This window comes from Marivita sp. S0852 (genome assembly GCF_046591575.1).
Lineage (GTDB): Bacteria > Pseudomonadota > Alphaproteobacteria > Rhodobacterales > Rhodobacteraceae > Marivita.
Window position 1 is genome coordinate 442,866 of sequence record NZ_JBIQWA010000003.1, and the last position, 18,813, is coordinate 461,678.

Consider the following 18,813-nt stretch of genomic DNA (forward strand, 5'->3'; position numbering starts at 1 on the left):
CGCGCAAGGGATAGCGGCAACACAGTGATGCAACGTGATGGCGCAGCGGTGCCGCAAATTTGCCTCTTTGTTTATCTAAATTGGACATGTCCCGAATACGAGCAAAGCGACATTCCATGCCCGATACACTGCTGGGTGGCATTGCAATCAACGAAGTGCTTGTTGATCCGAATGGTCCCACAAACAATTTTGATACAGATGGAAACGGCGCGGCACGCGGCCGGGACGAATTCCTTGAACTGGTGAACCTCTCGAACACAGCCATCGACATCTCGGGGCTGGAGCTATGGGATCAGGGGCGGGACAATTGGTTTACGTTTCCGCCCGGCACCATCCTTGAGGCCGGAGCCGTAGCGGTTGTGGTGCGTGACGTTCAAAATGGCGGCAGTCTTCCAGCGGTCACGGGCGATAACCTGGCCTTTGACGCCGATTATAATCGAAACGTGTTCAACAATGGCGGCGACAATATCGTTGTCTACGATCCGGCCAATGACGAATATATTCAGGCCACCTATAACGGCGATGCCCTGCTTGATCCGACAACCTCATCCGGGTTTTCAGGGTTTTCCAGCACCGCAACCCGGTCTGGCTCAAGCGAGGATTTCGGCAACGATATCGACGGGATTTCCATTCAGCGCCTTGCGACGGGATTTACGAATTCCGAACCGCCCACGCCGGGATCGTTGATTTGCTTTGCAACCGACACCCTGATCGAAACCGAAAGCGGGCAGCGCCCGGTTCAGGATTTGCGGGCGGGCGATCTGGTGCGCACTCTGGACAGCGGGGTGCAGCCGATTGTCTGGGTGTTCGGCACGCCGGTGTCGCAAAGGGACATGGCGCGCGACAGGCTGTTGCGTCCGGTTGTCCTGCCCTGCATTGACGGCTTTGCGCCGCTGTCCCTGTCACGCCAGCACCGGGTGGTGATGTCGGGAAAAACCGTGTCGCGGATGTTTGGCCACAGCGCCGTTTTGGTGCCTGCCAAAGATCTGCTGTCGGCACGCGCTGTGCGGCAAAACCTGCCACGACACAGCATTGCCTATTATCACATTTTGCTGAACGGTCATCATATCCTGAACGCCAACGGCTATGCGGTTGAAAGCCTGTTTGCCGGGCCACAGGCCCGCGACGCACTGTCGTGGCACGCGCGGCAAAACCTGCGCGCCTGCCGCGACAGAGAGGCCGCGCGCGTCTTGCACAACCCCTGCCCGCCGGCCCGTCCATTTGCGTCGGGGGCCAAAGCCCAGCGATTGGTGTTGCGTCACGAAAAGAACGCGCGACCGATTGGCACCCGCTTTTCCGAGGCGTTGGCCGATTATCGTACCAGCGCGCGGGTCACGGCAAAGGTACACACGCCATCCGATTGCGCGGCGCAACAGCTGATCTCGCGGCAGGTGCAGCTTGGATGCACCAGAACCTGATATAGCCGTGCAAACACCTCGGCATGCCAGTGACACAGGGGTGTGTCACTGTGTTCACCGCGCACAATCGGGTTCTGCGCGATCTCGAACCGCCAGGGAGAGACAACCCGAAAATTCCCCGAACCCGCAAAGGTCCAAGCATGTTTGGCAATCGCAGCCGACAGGGCACGTGCGGCAAGCCCCGCCGGAAGCGCCTTGAGCACATATTGCGCCAGGTTCGGAATGCGGTGGGCCAGGATGTAATTGGCCGTCTCACGCCCGGCTTTGGCCGCGAGTTGGGGGGCCAGTTCGGGCTCTTCACGGCGCAACACCTGATGCAACCGCATGGCATCCGTTTCCGGAATCATATGGCTGCCATCGGGCACATCAAAGATGCCCGCCTGAGCAAGCATCTGCGCCACCCGCTCCTCGCCTCCGATACGTTCGATCTGGGGCAAAAGCTGCAGGATGGCGTTGGGGCCGATCACGGCCCCGGTATGCGCCGCTTCAGACATCTTCCATTTGCTGCGTACCACCCCCACAGGCGCGCACCTCAGCCCCGTTCGGCATCTTGAAGCCCTGTGTGCGTGTCGCTGAGCGTTCCTTCATCTGGGCCTTCACCGCTTCGCGGCGCTCTGCGGCTTTGGCGGCCTTGTCGGCTGACGCTTCCCAATCGTCCATCTGCGCCTCGGCGATGGTGCGGGTCTCGTCGAATTTGAAGTCCAGCTTGTGCTTGGATTGCGGGCCAGTATAGCCGACCTTTCCAAGATCATAGAACGTGCGCCCCACGCCGGCCTTGAGGAAGGCGTAAAGACAGCCCAGCAGATACCGCCGCCGGAACCCGGTGCCGCGCCACGGATAGTGGAACAGCGCCTTTTTCATGTAGAAGCGGCGGTAGTTGTTCATCACGCCGTCGAGCAATTCCCCTCGCTCCATCGCGGCGGGCTTCATGATGGGTGTGACAAAGTTATAGCGACTGAAATCAAAGACTTCGACTTGATCCTTCATCTCTTGGAACAAGGGCGTGAAGGGCCAAGGCGTATACATCGACCAGTTGGCCAGATCAGGCTGCCAGTCCCAGGCCATCTTGTAGGTCTCTTCCAGCGTTTCGGGCGTCTCATTGTCGAGACCCACGATAAACTGCGCCTCGACCAGAATGTCGGCCTCGCGCAAGAGGCGGATCGCTTCCTTGTTTTCCTCGACCTTGGTTTCCTTGTTGAAAATGTCGAGCTTCATCTGCGCCGCAGCCTCGGTGCCCAAAGACACATGGACCAGACCGGCCTTGCGATAGAACTTGAGCAGATCACGGTCGCGGTAGATATCCGTGACCCGCGTGTTGATGCCCCACTTCACCTTGTCCGGCAGGCCCCTGTCGATCAATTCCTGACAGAAGGCGACAAATTTCTTCTTGTTGATCGACGGCTCCTCGTCGGCCAGGATGAAGAAGCCGACACCGTGATTGTCCACCAGATCCTCGATCTCGTCGACCACATCCTTGGGGTCGCGCACGCGGTAGTCGCGCCAGAATTTCCACTGTGAACAGAACGAACAGGTGAACGGACAGCCGCGCGCAAGGTTGGGGATCGCGACGCGTGTGCCCAGCGGGATGTAGATGTATTTTTCCCACTCCAGCACCGTCCAGTCGGGCTTGATCTTGGACAGGTCTTTGACCGTGCTGGCGGCGGGTGTGGCAACGATCTTGTCATCCTCAAGAAAGGCAAGACCTTTGATCTTGTGCTTATCCGCAGGCCAGCGCCCGTCTTCAATGGCCAGCATCAATTCGGTGCAGATCTCTTCGCCCTCGCCGCGCACGATCACGTCGATCCAGGGCGCCTCAGAGAGAACCTGCTTATACATAAACGTCGCGTGAACACCGCCCATGACCCGCACCGCACCGGGGACCACGTCGCGGGCAATTTTCAACACATCTTCGGCGCGATAGATCGACGGTGTGATCGCCGTCACGCCAACCACATCGGGATTGACCTCTTCCATTTGACGGGCAAGCTCGCCATCGTCGATATTGTCGGTCATCGCGTCAATGAAATGGATATCGTCAAATCCGGCACCACGCAGATGGCCAGACAGATAGGCCACCCAGGCCGGGGGCCATGTTCCTGCAATCTCAGCCCCGCCAGAGCGATAATTTGGATGCACAAATAAAATCCGCATCGGACGACTCCCTGTGTTGTGTCAGGTTAACTTGACACTTTGCACGTCACGTTGTGTTGACATAGATCAAATCACGCGTCGCTCTTCCCGATTTGTGCGGATGTGCTAGCCTGCATTCCACAGGAAAGAGGGAGACTCCACATGAATATCGTCTGGCTGGGACACGGTTCATTCCGCATTGAAATTGGCGATCAGGTGCTGCTGATCGACCCTTGGATAAACGGCAACCCGATGATGGAAGGACACGATGCCAAAGCCGCGATTGCGGGTGCGACACATATTCTTGTCACCCATGGGCATTTCGACCACAGCACAGATATTGTCGAAATCTCCCAATCGACCGGGGCACCGGTCTCGGCCATTTTCGAACTGGCCAAAAAGCTCTTTTCACTCGGCGCGGTGGAAGGGCATGCATTTGGCAAAGGCGGAACCATCACGCTGGGCAATGTGGCGGCCACGCTGGTGCCTGCGACCCACTCCTCTTCGATGGAGGTCGATGGACAGGCCACATATATGGGCGCGGAAACCGGGTTCATCCTGCGCGGCGAAGGACATACGATCTACATTTCGGGCGATACCGGCATTATGGCCGATATGGAGTGGATCGGGGATTATTACAAACCGAACATCGGCATCCTGTCGGCGGGCGGCTATTTCACCATGGACATGTCCGGTGCCGCCTATGTCGCCAAACGCTATTTTGATTTCAAAACGCTGATTCCGTGCCACTACCGCACGTTCGAGCTGTTGGAACAATCCGCAGACGGCTTGGCCCGCGCCCTGCCAGAGGTTGACGTGATCGAACCGCAGGTGATGCAGGCGATCACGTTGTAACCGGGTGCCAAGCGCCTTCACAGGCGCTTGGCACGACTTTTCGAAAAGCCGTCGCCCTAGCTCACGGCCTTGAGCGCGCGATCCAGATCGGCAATCAAGTCCTTCGCGTCTTCGGTCCCGATGGAGATCCGCACGACGTTAGGTCCGGCTCCTGCGGCGTCCTGTTGCTCGGGCGTCAGCTGCCGGTGCGTGGTCGAGGCCGAATGGATCACCAGACTGCGCGTGTCGCCGAGGTTGGCCACATGGCTGAAAATCTCAAGCGCATCCACAAATTTGATGCAGGCCTCATACCCGCCCTTCAGAGCAACCGTGAACAAGCCGCCCGCGCCTTTGGGGCAGATCTTTTCCACACGGTGATTATAGGGCGACGAGGGCAGGCCCGCATAAGTCACCGATTCCACCGCGTCATGCCCTTCCAGCCAACTGGCCACCTCCATCGCATTCTCGACATGTTTCTGCATCCGCAAACTGAGCGTTTCGATTCCCATCAGCGTGTAATGCGCCGCCTGCGGGTTCAGCGTCATGCCCAGATCGCGCAGGCCGATGGCGATGCCGTGGAAGGTAAAGGCCAGCGGGCCGAAAGTTTCGGCGAATTTCAGGCCGTGATAGGCGGGTTCGGGCTCGCTGAGCGACGGGAATTTGTCATTCGCAGTCCAGTCGAACTTGCCGCTGTCCACCACGGCACCGCCCATGACCGTGCCATTGCCCGTGAGGAACTTGGTCATGGAATGCACCACCAATGTGGCACCATGTTCGATGGGCCGGCACAGGTACGGCGTGGCCGAGGTGTTGTCGACGATCAGCGGAATGCCCGCCGCGTCGGAAATCGCAGCGATCGCATCCAGATCGGTGATGTAGCCGCCCGGGTTTGCGATGGATTCGCAGAACACCGCGCGGGTGTCGTCGTCGATGGCGGCCTTGACCGCGTCCAGATCGTCGAAATCGACAAAGGTCGCGGACCAGCCAAAGCGCTTGATCGTCTGGCTGAACTGCGTGACCGTCCCGCCATAAAGCCGGGTTGAGACAACGATGTTCTTGCCCGGCCCCATCAGCGGGAAAAGCGCCATGATCTGCGCCGCATGCCCCGAGGAACAGCACACCGCACCTGCCCCGCCTTCGAGCGTTGCCATACGTTCCTGAAGCGCCGCCACCGTGGGGTTGGTCAAACGCGAATAGATGTAGCCGACCTCTTGCAAGTTGAAGAGCGCTGCCGCGTGATCGGCATCCCGGAACACGTAAGCGGTGGTCTGGTAAATAGGCGTTTGCCGCGCGCCCGTGGCCGGATCAGGCCGGGCACCGGCGTGGATTTGAAGCGTGTCGAAGCCGTAGTCGGGTCCGTCGGTCATGGTGGTCTTCCCCTTGGGTCAGTGACAGTTGCGCACAGGATTAGGGCATGAACGGGAGCGTCACAACTGTTGCCGCTGGCGAAAAACCGGGACGTCTCGCTTTCAGACCGTCGCAGTGAACGAAATTCGCGCGGCGGGTCGCAGATGAAAACACCGTTCCAACAGGCTTGCGATCCGGTATCAATCTGCCAAAGATGCGCGCGATCCGCACCCTGACAGAAAGCCCCGACATGCCCCTGCCCGACCAGATGACCGCGATTGACATTTCGGAACATGGCGGGCCGGAGGTTTTGAAACCCGTCACGCTTGCGGTGCCCAAGCCGGGGCCGGATCAGATTTTGATCAAGGTGGCCTATGCCGGGGTCAACCGTCCGGATGCCCTGCAACGCGCGGGCAGCTATGCGCCCCCGCCCGACGCGTCACCGCTTCCCGGCCTTGAAGCCTCGGGTCATGTGGTTGCTGTTGGCGAAACTGTGGCGCGCTGGTCTGTCGGGGATGCCGTCACCGCACTTTTGCCCGGTGGCGGGTATGCCGAATATGTCACAACCTTTGCCGATCACGCCCTGCCGGTCCCGGATTCCATGCCAATGGATCAGGCCGCTGCGCTGTGCGAAACCTTTTTCACCGTCTGGTCCAACGTGTTCAACCGAGGCGGGCTGCAAGCGGGGGAACGCTTTTTGGTGCATGGGGGATCGTCCGGCATAGGCACCACGGCGATCCAGCTTGCCGCGCTGCGTGGCGCGCGCGTGTTCACCACCGCCGGGTCTGACGAAAAATGCGCCGCTTGTGTGGCCCTGGGGGCTGAGCAGGCATGGAACTATAATACGGTTGATTTTGTCGATGCGATGCGCGGTGAAGGCGGTGCAAATGTCATCCTCGACATGGTGGGCGGGCCGTATATTCAACGCAATATCAAGGCGTTGGCAGATGAGGGGCGGCTTGTGCAGATCGCTTTTCTGCAAGGCATGACCGCCGAGACAAATTTTGTGCAGATGTTGGCCCGGCGGCTGACATTGACCGGATCAACCCTGCGCCCGCAATCTGTTGCCGCCAAGGCGGGGTACGCGCGCGCGTTGGAATCCGAGATCTGGCCACATCTGGAAACAGGACGGATCGCACCCGTTATGGACAGCACATTTGACCTGACCGACGCGGCCAAGGCGCATGCACGGATGGAAGCCTCCCGGCATATTGGCAAGATCGTTCTGAAGGTCGGCTAGGGGGTCTTGGCAAATTCAATTGTCGCCGCAACCGCCTGTTTCCAAGCCCCGTATTTGCGATCACGGATGTCATTGGTCATGTCCGGATCAAATCGTGCATCGGCGTTCCAGCCTGCGGCAAAAGCGGCCATGTCGGGCAATACGCCTGCCTTGTAGCCGGCCAGCCAGGCGGCCCCCATCGCCGTTGTCTCTAACACCTGCGGGCGTTCAACCGGGGCGTCGATGATGTCTGACAGGAATTGCATCGTCCAGTCAGACGCGCTCATCCCGCCGTCTACGCGCAGCGCATTGTCGCCTGGGGCAGTCCAGTCGGCTTTCATTGCTTCCAGCAGATCCCGCGTCTGGTAGCCAACGCTTTCCAACGCCGCGCGCGCAAATTCCTCTGGCCCGGAATTGCGCGTCAGGCCAAAGACAGCGCCACGGCATTCGGCATTCCAATAAGGCGCGCCAAGCCCGGTGAAGGCGGGGACCAGAACAACATCCTGCGTCGGGTCCGCGTTAAGCGCCAGGGGCTGTGTTTCCGAGGCCTCCCGAATAATTTTCAATCCATCGCGCAACCATTGCACGACGGCACCTGCAATAAAAATCGACCCTTCCAAGGCATAGGTCGGTCGTCCATCAAGTTGATAGGCAATGGTTGTTAACAAACGGTTTGTGGATGTAACCGGCGTCTCGCCGGTGTTGAGCAAGGCGAAACATCCGGTTCCGTAGGTCGATTTCATCATTCCGGGTTCAAAGCAGGCCTGCCCCACGGTTGCCGCCTGCTGGTCGCCCGCAATGCCCAGGATCGGAATCGGTCGGCCAAAGAGATCAGAGCGCGTTTCCCCGAACTCGGCCGCGCAATCCTTGACCTCGGGCAGCATGGACATGGGAATGTTCAACCTGTCACAGATCGTCTGTGACCACCGCCCTTTGCGGATATCGTAAAGCAGCGTTCTTGCGGCATTTGTGGCGTCAGTGACATGCGCCTTGCCGCCGGTCAGGTTCCAGACCAACCAGGTATCGACGGTGCCAAAGGCCAGATCTCCGGCTTCGGCACGGGCGCGAACTCCGTCAACATTGTCTAAAATCCAAGCCAGTTTTGTACCGCTGAAATACGGATCAAGCAGCAACCCGGTGCGGTCGGTAACGGTTTCTTCAAACCCGTCGGCTTTAAGCGTTTTGCACAACGCGGATGTTCGTCTGTCCTGCCAGACGATTGCGTTAAAGACAGGCTTGCCTGTTTTTCGGTCCCACACCAGCGTTGTCTCGCGCTGGTTGGTGATGCCAATGGCGGCGATGTCGTCGGGTCCGCTGCGGGCTTTTTCGATTGCAGCCCGGCATGTGGCGGCTGTGGTCGACCAAAGGTCGGATGGGTCATGTTCGACCCAGCCGCTGTTTGGGTAATATTGCGGGAACTCTTTCTGCGCTGACGCCACTGCCGTCAGTGTTTCGTCAAACAGGATCGCGCGGCTTGATGTGGTGCCTTGATCAATGGCTAGAATAAAGGTCATAAAAACGCCTTTTCTGACTTGGTTTTCCTGCAGTGTTTCAAGACGGGCCGCATTTTTCAAACGGGATGATATGTGGACCGGCAAAGTAGGTGTTGCGATATGTCCGCCCGCCTCTGGCGCGATCCCGGTTTGCGCGCCAGGGCTTCATTGACAGGGTTAACCCGCATGCGCGGCAACAGGTCCGGTGGCACGCTGCGCGGCCATCCATCTGTCCAGCGCGGCAATCTGATCCTGGCTCAGACGCAGACCCAGTTTGTTGCGTCGCCAGACCACATCCTCGGCCGTTCTGGCAAATTCATGCGCCATCAGCCAACGGACTTCGGCCTCGGTCAGTGTCGCGCCGAAATCGCGGCCCATATCCGTGATCGTTTTGGCGTCGCCAGCAATATCCTTGGCCTCGGTTCCATAGGCGCGGACCAGGCGGCGTGCCCAGAACTCTGACAAAAACGGATATGTATCAGCGAGTTGACGCACATTGGCCTCGATCCCGTCGACTGCGAAATCACCACCGGGAAGCGGCACACCCGCCGTCCATTTGCCCGAAACGTCGGGCAGATGCTCGGCGATCTTTTCAAGAGCGGTTTCTGCAAGACGGCGATAGGTGGTGATTTTACCGCCGAACACGTTCAGCACCGGCGCCCCACCCTGCGTGTCGACTTTCAGCGTATAATCCCGCGTCGCGGCCGTCGCGCTGGATGCACCATCATCGTAAAGCGGCCGCACGCCCGAATAGGTCCAGACCACATCGTCATTGCCAAGGTTTTGCTTGAAATACTGATTTGCGAAATTCAGCAAATAGGATTGCTCTTCCGGGGTACAGGTTGGCGGGTTTGACGGATCGTCATGTTCGGCATCCGTTGTCCCGATCAGCGTAAAATCGGTTTCGTAAGGTATGGCAAAGATGATCCGGCCGTCAGTGCCTTGAAAGAAATAGCATTTGTCATGATCATAAAGCCTGCGGGTGACAATATGCGAGCCGCGCACCAGACGGACGCCTTCGGTCGCATTCAGGCGCATTTTGGTGTGGATGATGTCGCCGACCCAGGGTCCACCGGCATTCACCAGCATTCTGGCGTGATGAATTTGCGTCTCGCCATTTTCGGTATTTTGCGTTTCGATACACCACAGATCGCCCTCGCGCCGGGTCGACAGCACCTTGGTGCGGGTCAGGATCGTGGCCCCCCGGGCCTGCGCATCGCGGGCGTTCAAAACCACCAGCCGCGAATCTTCGACCCAGCAATCCGAATATTCATAGGCGCTGGCAAATCTGTCCTCTAGCGGTGCCCCCTCTGGCGTGCCGTTCAAAGACACAGTCGACGTGCCCGGCAGAATTTTGCGCCCCCCCAAATGGTCATACATGAACAGCCCAAGCCGGATCAGCCAGGCGGGGCGCCGGCCCTTCATCCAGGGCATGACAACGCTGAGCAAACGGGATGTCGGCGTGTCGGAGTCGAACCGCATATCCTTATGATACGGCAGAATAAATCGCATCGGCCAACTGATATGCGGCATCGCGCGCAGCAACACTTCCCGTTCAACCAAGGCTTCGCGCACCAGCCGGAATTCAAAATACTCCAGATATCTCAGACCGCCGTGGAACAGCTTGGTCGACGATGACGAGGTGGCCGAGGCCAGATCGTTCATCTCCGCCAGGGTGACAGACAGCCCCCGACCTGCCGCATCGCGGGCGATGCCGCATCCATTGATGCCGCCACCGATGATAAACAGATCTGTGGCTGTGATGTCTGGGGTGCTCACCGGACGGGTCCTCCGCAGGCTTGTTTGGCCCAAACTATCGCAAGACAGGGGCGGCAACGCAAGGCATTTACGTTCGCAATTGTTCGTATAATCACAATTCTGAGGACAAGCGAAAAATTCCGCGCTGTTCATTTTCTCATGACACAGGTTAATTTGACAACACCGGTGCCGAGTCACGATGCCGGATCTGTCCCTGACCGCACGGTGATGCGTGCGCCACCCAAACCGAGCAGCGCCTATGTCTCATGCCTTTCGCCACCGGGAAATCCTTGAAATCGCGCGTCAGGACGGGAAAGTCACTGTCGAAGGGCTGGCACGGCATTTCGGTGTGACCCACCAAACAATCCGGCGCGACCTGAGCGATCTGGCCGATACCGGTCAGGTCGAGCGCGTGCATGGTGGCGCGATGCTGCCCTCCGGGACCAGCAATATCGGCTATGAGGAACGCCGCCGGCTGAATTTCGATAGCAAAACCGCAATGGCCAAAGCCTGCGCCGCGCGTATTCCTGACGACATTTCGCTGTTTCTGAACATCGGCACCAGTACCGAGGCCGTCGCCAAAGAGCTGCGCTCGCACCGGAACCTGCTTGTGGTGACGAACAACATGAATGTGGCAACCATTCTTGCCACGAACCCGGACTGCCAGGTTGTGGTCACCGGCGGCAATTTGCGGCGGACCGATGGCGGGCTGGTTGGCAAACTGGCGACCGACACCATCCTGCAGTTCAAATTCGATCTGGCCATTATCGGGTGTTCGGCTTTGGATCAGGATGGCGATCTGCTTGATTTCGACATTCAGGAGGTCGGTGTCAGCCAGGCCATATTGCAGCAATCGCGACAGACCTTTCTGGTTGCGGATGCCTCAAAACTGCGGCGCAGCGCACCGGCGCGGATTGCATCGCTGGAACAGGTGGCCTGCCTGTTCACCGATGCCGATCTGCCCGGCGATCTTCCGGAACAGTGCCGCGACTGGGGCACCGAAGTGGTGATCACCCCACCCCAATAGTGCCGTGATACGCGTTGCCCGGCCTAAGCGGACACCGCACTCAGGGACGCGCGCAGCCTGAGAGAGCTTTGCACTTCGATGACCCCGCCGGTGCTGCGCTTTTCGACCATGTCGATCAATGCGGCGGCTGCGCGTTTGCCCATTTCACGGTGCGGCACATGCACCGTGGTCAGCGGGGGGGTCACGATCCGCGCCAGTTCGATATCGTCAAATCCGGTGATGGACACATCCTCGGGCACGGACAGGCCCATTTCGCGCACCTTGCGCATCGCACCAGCCGCCAGAACATCATTGCCACACATGATCGCCGTTGGCGGATCGCCCATGCGCAACAGCTCTTCACAGGCCGTGGCCCCGTTTTCTATCTCGTAAGGTGTTTCGATGACCCTGAGTCTATCCGTCGCGATACCTGCCTTGCACAGACCGTCATAGATGCCCGCCAAACGATCACGGGCCCGGTCATTGCCGCTGGTGATCCCCGAGATGACCGCGATATTGCGGTGGCCCATCCCGGTGACCGCTTCGGTAAGCGCCCGCATGGATGCACGATTGTCGAACCCGACGGTGGGATGATCGCTTTCGGGATGATAGGCCCAGGCCGACAAGGATGGCACGCCCTGACGTTGCAGGTAGCGGTACAAGGCGGGGTCACGGTCATATCCGATCAGTAGCAAACCATCCGCACCCCGGGCCACAAGCGCCCGGATCTGCTCTTCTTCGATCTTTGGCTGATACGCCGAGCTTGAGACAAGCAGCGTGTAGCCCTTTTCATGCAGTTCTTCCTGAAAGGCCTGAAGACCGCGCGCGAAAATCGCGTTTTCCATGGTCGGAATAATCGCCCCGATTGTGAAGGTGCGCTTTGCCGCCATCACACGGGCCCCGAAATTCGGCGTATAGCCAAGCTGTTCCACCGCAAGCATCACGCGCCTGCGAGTACGTTCGACAACCCGGTCCGGCGAATTCAGACAGCGCGAGACAGTCGCCGTCGAGACTCCGGCGGTTTTCGCCACATCGTCCAGTGTTGGGACAGAACGCATGTCACTCATCTTTGGTCCTTTGCACACACCCACTTGGAACAGACTACCATGAAGCTCGGGATAGGAAAACGCGACCAAAATGTAAGCGCTTGCATGAATCGAATGTAAGGGCTTACACTCGATGCAGAATCAGCATTTTCTTACGAGGGGCCAGGATGTTTTTGTACGCAGCACTTGTGGTCTTTGTCGTGTATTTCGCCAATGTCGCTTTGGGCGCATTCGCGAATGCCGCCATTCTGGGGGACGTGGGCGAAATGCTGGTTCTGTTCGCCGCGTCAATATTGTTCGTCGTGGCCATTCTTCAAAAAGAGGCTGACCGAAACAACAAAAACGGCAGCTGAACGTCTATCGGGAGGAGACCAGATGACTGAAGATCGCAAAGAGCTCGAGTCTGTCGAGCGCCGCAACTTTCTGAAAATTATGGGCACAAGCGGGTTTACCGCCGCTGTGGTCGCTGGTGCCGGCGGTCTGCTTTGGTCGTCAGAGGCAGCGGCACAATCCGCAAATGAAGAGCGCGAGCGCGAAAACGCGGCCGAGCACACGATGGTGATTGCAACAGCTTATGTGCTGGGCGCGTCGCGCAGCTATCCGATCATGCAGCTGGACCTGAAGGAAAACATTCAGAACGCCACCAATGGCAAGGTCTATGTCAAACTGGCTCCGGGCGGTCAGCTGGGTGCGGGTGGCGCGCTGGTGCAGGCGGTTCAGGGCGGCACCATTCAGGCCGCGCAGCACTCGCTGGCCAACTTTGCGCCGTTCGCCTCTACGGTGGACCTGATCAACATGCCGTATCTGTGCGGCTCGAACCAGCGGTTTACCAATCTTGTAACCTCTGATTTCTGGAACACCGAAGTTCATCCAAAGGTCGAAGAGGCAGGATTTAAGGCATTGTTTTATGTCAATATTGACCCGCGCGTTGTGGCAGTTCGCAAAGGCGGGGCCGGTGCGGTGCTAAGCCCCGGCGATCTGGACGGCGTGAAATTCCGCGTTCCCGGCTCCAAAATGTTGCAGCAATATTACCGCATGGTTGGCGCAAACCCGACCCCGGTTGCCTGGGGTGAGACACCATCGGCCATCAAGCAAGGTGTGGCAGACGCGCTTGATCCATCGGTTGGCGCGCTTTACGTGTTTGGTTTCCAGGACATCCTGAGCTATGTGACCTTCACCCAGGCCGTGCCGGACAGCCAGGTTTATTCCTGTAACCTGGAATGGTTCAATTCCATGCCCGCCGACATTCAGGAAGGCATCATGTGGGGTTCTGAAATGACCGCCCATCAGAACCTGTCCAAAGTCCCCTCTGCGCGCGCCTATGCGATGGCAGAGCTGTCAAAAGCGGGGGTCGAATTCCATTCCCTGAGCGATGATCAACTGGCGGAATGGAAAGACGCCGGTGGATACCAGCGGCCGGAATGGGATGAATTCAAGACCGAACTGGCCGGGTCCATGGAGGCGTTTGCCAAGATGGAAGAAGCGGCCGGGACGCAAGGCAAGTATTTCGTCCACGACGCCTGATCTGACGGGCGCGCCCTGACACCGGGGCGCGCCGTTTTTCTGTCCCAGCATAGAGACCGAACACGCAGCGCGGCGTGACGCAGGATCTATGCGCAGCGAAAGGACATTTTATGTCGATTTGGCGTCGAATTGATCGGGATGCCGAACGGTGGTTGCTTCTTGTGTTCTACGTGATGCTCGTTGCCACAATGGCCATCGAAGTGCTGCGCCGCGAGGTCTTTTCCTACTCCTCTATCTGGGGCGAAGAGATCGTCCGCTATTCATTTATCTACCTGGCATGGGTCGGGGCCGCCGCAGCGGTCAAGGAACGCGCCCATATCCGCATTGACGTGATCATGCACTACCTTGGGCCACGCACCAAAGCGGTGCTGTATATCTTTGGCGATCTGGTCATGTTCGGCGTCGCGATCATCGCGCTCATCTGGTCATTAGAAACCGTCCACGTCTCCTATAAATTCGGCTCGGTGACGCATGGACTGCGTATTTCGAACGTGTGGTTCCTGATGGCGGTGCCGTTGGGATTTGCCCTGATGATCTGGCGGCTGATCCAATCCCTGCTGCGCGATGTGCGGTCTCTTCGTGACGGAACCCCCGTCTACGAAGGCGACAAGCTGTTTGATTGAGGAGCCGCACCGATGCTTTGGCAAACCATGAACCAAACAGTCGAGCTGGGCTGGGATTTCTACGCGCCCGTGATCCTGTTTGTTGTGCTGATCGCGCTGGCGGTGCCGGTCTGGGCGGCGATCGGAACATCCGCCATTACCATGCTGTTGATGTCCGGCGATCTGCCTCTGAGCCTTGTGGGCGAGCGCCTGTTCACCGGGATCGACGCGTTCGCGCTGACAGCGGTGCCGCTGTTCATCCTGACCGGGGACGTTCTGGTGCGCACCGGCCTGTCGCGCAAATTTCTGGATGTGGCCGAAGCGTTGACCTGTTTTGCCAAGGGGGGCTTTGGGTCAGCAACCGTTCTGGTCTGTGGCATGTTCGCCGCGATCTCGGGATCGGATGCGGCGGGCGCGGCAGCGGTGGGTCGGATGACCATCGCCCGGCTTGTTGAAAGCGGCTACCCCCGCCCCTATGCCTGTGCGCTGGTGGCAGCCGGGGCCTGTACCGGCATCCTGATCCCGCCGTCGATTGCCTATATCATCATCGGGCTTGTTCTGGGCATTTCGGCCTCAACGCTGTTTCTGGCCGCGCTGATCCCCGGATTGGCAATTCTGATTTCAATCCTGATCACCAACATCATCATGAACCGCATCTACAAATACGAAGGCGGCGGCAACATGTCGATGGGCGAGTGGGCGGGCAATCTGGCTCGTGCGCTCAAGTCCGGATGGTATGCGTTCATCGTGCCCGGCATCATCTTTTACGGCATCTTTTCAGGCCGCCTGACCCCAACCGAAGCCGGAGCGACAGCGGTGGTCGTGACCATCATCATGGGCTTCATCCTGCGCACCCTGTCCTTTGCCGATTTTCCGGCGATGCTGGTCAGTTCGGCCAAGGTCAACGGGGTGATCCTACCCATCATCGCATTCTCGGCCCCGCTGGCCGAAGCATTGGCCATCATGGGGGTTCCGCAAGGCTTTGTGGCCGCCGTGACCGGCCTGACCGAAGAGCCGTGGATCTTGATCCTTTTGATGATCGGCATCCTGATCGCGGCGGGCTGCGTGATGGAGACCACACCCAACATCGTAATCCTTGCGCCGATCCTGCTGCCTTTGGCGGAAAACATCGGAATGAACGAAATTCAGTTCTGCATCATGATGATCACTGCCTTGGGGGTCGGGTTCATCACACCGCCCCTCGGACTGAACCTTTTTGTTGTTTCGGGAATAACCGGTGAATCGATCCTCAAGATCGCTGTCTATGCTGTTCCCTTCGTGCTTTGCATGTTTGTTGTGGTGCTTCTGATCGCGTACATCCCGTCGATCTCGACCACGCTCTTGCCTGATATCTACAAGTAGGACCTTCCTCACATGACACGTGAATACCTGAAAAAAGCGACCCTGACGGCGAAATCGGATGCCTCCGAAGTGCATGAGACGGTCAAGTCGATCCTGGCGGATATCGAGGCAGGCGGCGACGCAAAAGCGATGGAATACGCGGCCCGGTTCGACAAATACGACGGCAACGTCCTGTTGACAGCCGAAGATATCGAAGCGGCCTGTGCCTTGGTGCCGGACAAGCTCAAGCGCGATATCGAATTTGCCCATGCCAATGTGAAACGGTTCGCCGAAGCGCAGAAAGCAACGGTATCGGATGTCGAGGTCGAGATCGTGCCGGGCATGATTGCCGGTCAAAAGGCGATCCCGGTGGATGCGGCGGGCTGCTACGTGCCCGGCGGGCGCTACAGCCACATCGCGTCGGCCATCATGACCGTCACCACCGCCAAGGTTGCGGGCTGCCATCACATCACCGCCTGTTCCCCGCCCCGCCCCGGCGTGGGTGTGGCTCCGGCCATCGTGTTTGCCGCGCATATCTGTGGTGCCGACAAGATCATGGCGATGGGCGGTGTGCAGGGCGTGGCCGCGATGACCTTTGGCCTGTTCGGTCTGCCCAAGGCCAATATCCTTGTTGGCCCGGGTAATCAGTTTGTGGCAGAGGCCAAGCGCATCCTGTTTGGCCGCGTCGGCATTGACATGATCGCCGGCCCCACCGACAGCCTGATCCTTGCCGACAAAACCGCCGATCCGCATATCGTCGCCACGGATCTCGTGAGCCAGGCCGAGCATGGCTACAATTCCCCCGTCTGGCTGGTCACCGATGATCGCGCGCTGGCCGAGACCGTGATGGACATGGTGCCCGGTCTGATCGACGACCTGCCCGAGCTGAACAGCCAGAATGCCGCCGCCGCATGGCGCGATTATGCCGAGGTGATTGTCTGCGACACGCGCGAAGAGATGGCCGCCTGTTCCGACGATTACGCGCCCGAGCATCTGACTGTTCAGGCCGAGGATCTGGATTGGTGGTTGGACCGCCTAACCTGCTACGGATCGCTGTTCCTTGGCGAAGAAACCACCGTGTCCTATGGCGACAAGGCGACCGGCACGAACCACGTTCTGCCCACTTCTGGCGCGGCCAGCTACACCGGCGGCCTGTCCGTTCATAAATACATGAAGATCGTCACCTGGCAGCGCGCCACCCGCGAAGGATCGCGCGCCGTGGCGGAAGCAACGGCGCGGATTTCGCGGCTTGAAGGCATGGAGGGCCATGCGCGTTCGGCAGATGTCCGGCTGGCAAAATACTTTCCCGGCGTGAATTTCGACCTGACCGCCGATGGCTGACGCGGCCCGATTGTTTGACCTGACCGGGCGCGTTGCCGTGGTCACCGGGGCCAGTTCCGGCCTTGGTCGTCGCGCTGCGGTGACACTGGCTGCGGCAGGGGCCCAGGTTGTCGGCGTCGCACGGCGCAAGGATGCGCTGGCCGATCTGTGCTCCGAGATTGGCAAGGCGGCAGCCTATGTCGTGGCCGATGTGGCCGATCGTGCTGCCCTCGGTGATTTGGTCACTGCCCTGACAACCCCGTTTGGATCACCTGATATCGTGGTCCACGCCGCCGGGATCAACACGCGTGAAGCCGCCGACGATGTGACGCCAGAGGCCTGGGACACAACGCTGGCGCTGAACCTTTCGGCACCGTTTTTTCTGTCTCAGGCGCTGGTTCCGGCGATGAAAGCCAAACGCTGGGGGCGGATCGTCAATTTTGCCTCGCTCCAGACCACGCGCGCCTTTCCGGGGGGCATCGCCTATGGCGCAACCAAAGCCGGGATTGGACAGCTGACCCGCGCCATGGCCGAAGCGTGGTCACGCGACGGGATCAACGCCAACGCCATCGGACCGGGCTTTTTTCCAACCGAGCTGACCGAAGCCGTCTTTTCCGACCCGGACCGTGCCGCGCGCAATGCCGCTCAAACCTGCATGCAGCGCAATGGAAGGCTGGAGGATTTGGACGGACCTTTGCTGTTTCTCTGCTCGGACGCGTCATCTTATGTCACCGGGCAGGTGTTGATGGTCGATGGGGGGTTCACCGCAAAATGAAAGCCTTGGTCTATGACGGGGTCGAAACCCTGACCTATCGCGACATGCCCGACCCCGAACCGCAGGCAGGTGAACACCTGATCCGCGTTGAGGCCGTCGGGATCTGCGGCTCAGACATGCACGCCTATCTGGGCCATGATGACCGCCGCCCGGCCCCGTTGATCCTTGGTCACGAAGTGGCAGGCGTGATCGAGACAGGGCCTTTGGCGGGCAAACGGGTGACGGTCAATCCGCTTGTCACCTGCGGCACCTGCCCCGCCTGTAGCAGCCAACGCGAAAACCTGTGCCCGAGCCGCCAAATCATCTCGATGCGGCCGCGCGAGGGCGCGTTTGCGCAATATATTTCGATGCCCAAAGCAAATCTGGTTGATGTGCCCGATGGCATCCCGTTGACCAGAGCCGCGTTGGCCGAACCTCTTGCTGTCAGTTGGCATGCCGCGCGGCTTGCGCTTGACGCGCTTCATCCCGGGATGGAGCGCAAGGCACTGGTCATCGGCGGCGGCGCCATCGGCTTGGCGGCGTCACTGGCGCTTAAGGCGATGGGTGTGCCGGACGTGACGCTTGTCGAACCCAATGACGCGCGGCGTGCGTTTCTGGCGGACGCCTGTGATGAGACGGTTGTGACCCGAACCGACGCGGCGTTCCCGCTGGTGATCGACGCGGTGGGCTATGCCGCAACGCGGGCCATGGCCTCGGCGCAGGCGCTGCCCGGTGGGGTGATTGCCCATGTCGGATTGGGGGAAGACCTTGGCGGGCTTGATGTACGGCGCATGACGCTGCAGGAAATCACCTTTATCGGCACCTACACCTACACCGCGCAGGATTTCCGCGACACAGCGCAAGCGATTTTTGACGGTCGGCTTGGACCTCTGGATTGGGTTCAGACACGGCCCCTGCACGACGGTCCCGCCGCGTTCAACGATTTGCGGGCCGGTCAAGTCGCCACGCCAAAGATCGTTTTGACGCCGTGGCAGTAACCGCCGACCGCGCAGATAAGGAG

At 59.4% G+C, this 18,813-nt stretch carries 17 protein-coding genes; 11 read left to right on the plus strand and 6 right to left on the minus strand.

Translation table 11 applies throughout. The features are described 5' to 3' along the window. The first annotated feature begins 116 nt into the window (after positions 1-116). Positions 117-1,418, plus strand: coding sequence for a Hint domain-containing protein (locus ACG74X_RS08615; protein ID WP_411234014.1), 1,302 nt, complete (start codon positions 117-119; stop codon positions 1,416-1,418). Here the strand turns inward: ACG74X_RS08615 and bchJ are convergent. After that, the gene (bchJ, locus tag ACG74X_RS08620) at positions 1,313-1,912 is read right to left on the minus strand and encodes a bacteriochlorophyll 4-vinyl reductase (protein ID WP_411234016.1); all 600 of its coding nucleotides are present in this window, start codon (positions 1,910-1,912) and stop codon (positions 1,313-1,315) included. The genes ACG74X_RS08615 and bchJ overlap by 106 nt on opposite strands. After that, positions 1,905-3,569 (minus strand): magnesium-protoporphyrin IX monomethyl ester anaerobic oxidative cyclase, encoded by a 1,665-nt coding sequence (gene bchE, locus ACG74X_RS08625; protein WP_411234018.1) that lies wholly within the window; start codon positions 3,567-3,569, stop codon positions 1,905-1,907. The genes bchJ and bchE overlap by 8 nt, the downstream gene beginning before the upstream one ends. 141 nt (positions 3,570-3,710) lie before the next feature. Here bchE and ACG74X_RS08630 point away from each other — a divergent pair, with 141 nt between their 5' ends. Then, positions 3,711-4,403 (plus strand): metal-dependent hydrolase, encoded by a 693-nt coding sequence (locus ACG74X_RS08630; RefSeq protein ID WP_411234020.1) that lies wholly within the window; start codon positions 3,711-3,713, stop codon positions 4,401-4,403. A gap of 56 nt (positions 4,404-4,459) precedes the next feature. Here the strand turns inward: ACG74X_RS08630 and ACG74X_RS08635 are convergent, their stop codons facing one another. Further along, positions 4,460-5,749 (minus strand): O-acetylhomoserine aminocarboxypropyltransferase/cysteine synthase family protein, encoded by a 1,290-nt coding sequence (locus ACG74X_RS08635; protein ID WP_411234022.1) that lies wholly within the window; start codon positions 5,747-5,749, stop codon positions 4,460-4,462. Positions 5,750-5,979: 230 nt separating this feature from the next. Here ACG74X_RS08635 and ACG74X_RS08640 point away from each other — a divergent pair, with 230 nt between their 5' ends. Beyond that, on the plus strand, positions 5,980-6,969 hold the full coding sequence (locus ACG74X_RS08640) for an NAD(P)H-quinone oxidoreductase (protein ID WP_411234217.1): 990 nt from the start codon (positions 5,980-5,982) through the stop codon (positions 6,967-6,969). On the opposite strand, the gene glpK is transcribed toward ACG74X_RS08640, so the two are convergent. Then, positions 6,966-8,462, minus strand: a complete 1,497-nt coding sequence (glpK, locus tag ACG74X_RS08645; protein WP_411234024.1) for a glycerol kinase GlpK — start codon at positions 8,460-8,462, stop codon at positions 6,966-6,968. The two genes, ACG74X_RS08640 and glpK, sit on opposite strands and share 4 nt — an antisense overlap. A 156-nt stretch (positions 8,463-8,618) precedes the next feature. After that, positions 8,619-10,220: a glycerol-3-phosphate dehydrogenase gene (gene glpD, locus ACG74X_RS08650; protein ID WP_411234026.1), complete on the minus strand. Its 1,602-nt coding sequence runs from the start codon at positions 10,218-10,220 to the stop codon at positions 8,619-8,621. A gap of 238 nt (positions 10,221-10,458) precedes the next feature. Here glpD and ACG74X_RS08655 point away from each other — a divergent pair, with 238 nt between their 5' ends. Further along, on the plus strand, positions 10,459-11,226 hold the full coding sequence (locus tag ACG74X_RS08655) for a DeoR/GlpR family DNA-binding transcription regulator (protein ID WP_411234028.1): 768 nt from the start codon (positions 10,459-10,461) through the stop codon (positions 11,224-11,226). A gap of 23 nt (positions 11,227-11,249) precedes the next feature. On the opposite strand, the gene ACG74X_RS08660 is transcribed toward ACG74X_RS08655, so the two are convergent. Next, on the minus strand, positions 11,250-12,272 hold the full coding sequence (locus ACG74X_RS08660) for a substrate-binding domain-containing protein (RefSeq protein WP_411234030.1): 1,023 nt from the start codon (positions 12,270-12,272) through the stop codon (positions 11,250-11,252). A 146-nt stretch (positions 12,273-12,418) separates the two neighbouring features. On the opposite strand from ACG74X_RS08660, the gene ACG74X_RS08665 reads away from it, so the two are divergent. The 7 genes from ACG74X_RS08665 to ACG74X_RS08695 all read left to right on the plus strand — a co-directional run bounded on the left by ACG74X_RS08665 (position 12,419) and on the right by ACG74X_RS08695 (position 18,790). Further along, the gene (locus ACG74X_RS08665; protein WP_411234032.1) at positions 12,419-12,604 is read left to right on the plus strand and encodes a hypothetical protein; all 186 of its coding nucleotides are present in this window, start codon (positions 12,419-12,421) and stop codon (positions 12,602-12,604) included. 22 nt (positions 12,605-12,626) lie between these two features. Continuing rightward, complete coding sequence (locus ACG74X_RS08670; protein ID WP_411234034.1) at positions 12,627-13,775, plus strand: TRAP transporter substrate-binding protein; 1,149 nt, start codon at positions 12,627-12,629, stop codon at positions 13,773-13,775. Between the two features lie 110 nt (positions 13,776-13,885). Then, positions 13,886-14,398, plus strand: coding sequence for a TRAP transporter small permease (locus ACG74X_RS08675; RefSeq protein WP_411234036.1), 513 nt, complete (start codon positions 13,886-13,888; stop codon positions 14,396-14,398). A gap of 12 nt (positions 14,399-14,410) precedes the next feature. After that, complete coding sequence (locus ACG74X_RS08680; RefSeq protein ID WP_411234038.1) at positions 14,411-15,739, plus strand: TRAP transporter large permease; 1,329 nt, start codon at positions 14,411-14,413, stop codon at positions 15,737-15,739. Positions 15,740-15,751: 12 nt separating this feature from the next. Beyond that, on the plus strand, positions 15,752-17,059 hold the full coding sequence (gene hisD, locus ACG74X_RS08685) for a histidinol dehydrogenase (protein ID WP_411234040.1): 1,308 nt from the start codon (positions 15,752-15,754) through the stop codon (positions 17,057-17,059). Next, the gene (locus tag ACG74X_RS08690; protein WP_411234042.1) at positions 17,052-17,813 is read left to right on the plus strand and encodes an SDR family NAD(P)-dependent oxidoreductase; all 762 of its coding nucleotides are present in this window, start codon (positions 17,052-17,054) and stop codon (positions 17,811-17,813) included. The genes hisD and ACG74X_RS08690 overlap by 8 nt, the downstream gene beginning before the upstream one ends. Beyond that, the gene (locus ACG74X_RS08695; RefSeq protein ID WP_411234044.1) at positions 17,810-18,790 is read left to right on the plus strand and encodes an alcohol dehydrogenase catalytic domain-containing protein; all 981 of its coding nucleotides are present in this window, start codon (positions 17,810-17,812) and stop codon (positions 18,788-18,790) included. Before ACG74X_RS08690 ends, ACG74X_RS08695 begins: the two co-directional genes overlap by 4 nt. Positions 18,791-18,813 lie beyond the last annotated feature (23 nt).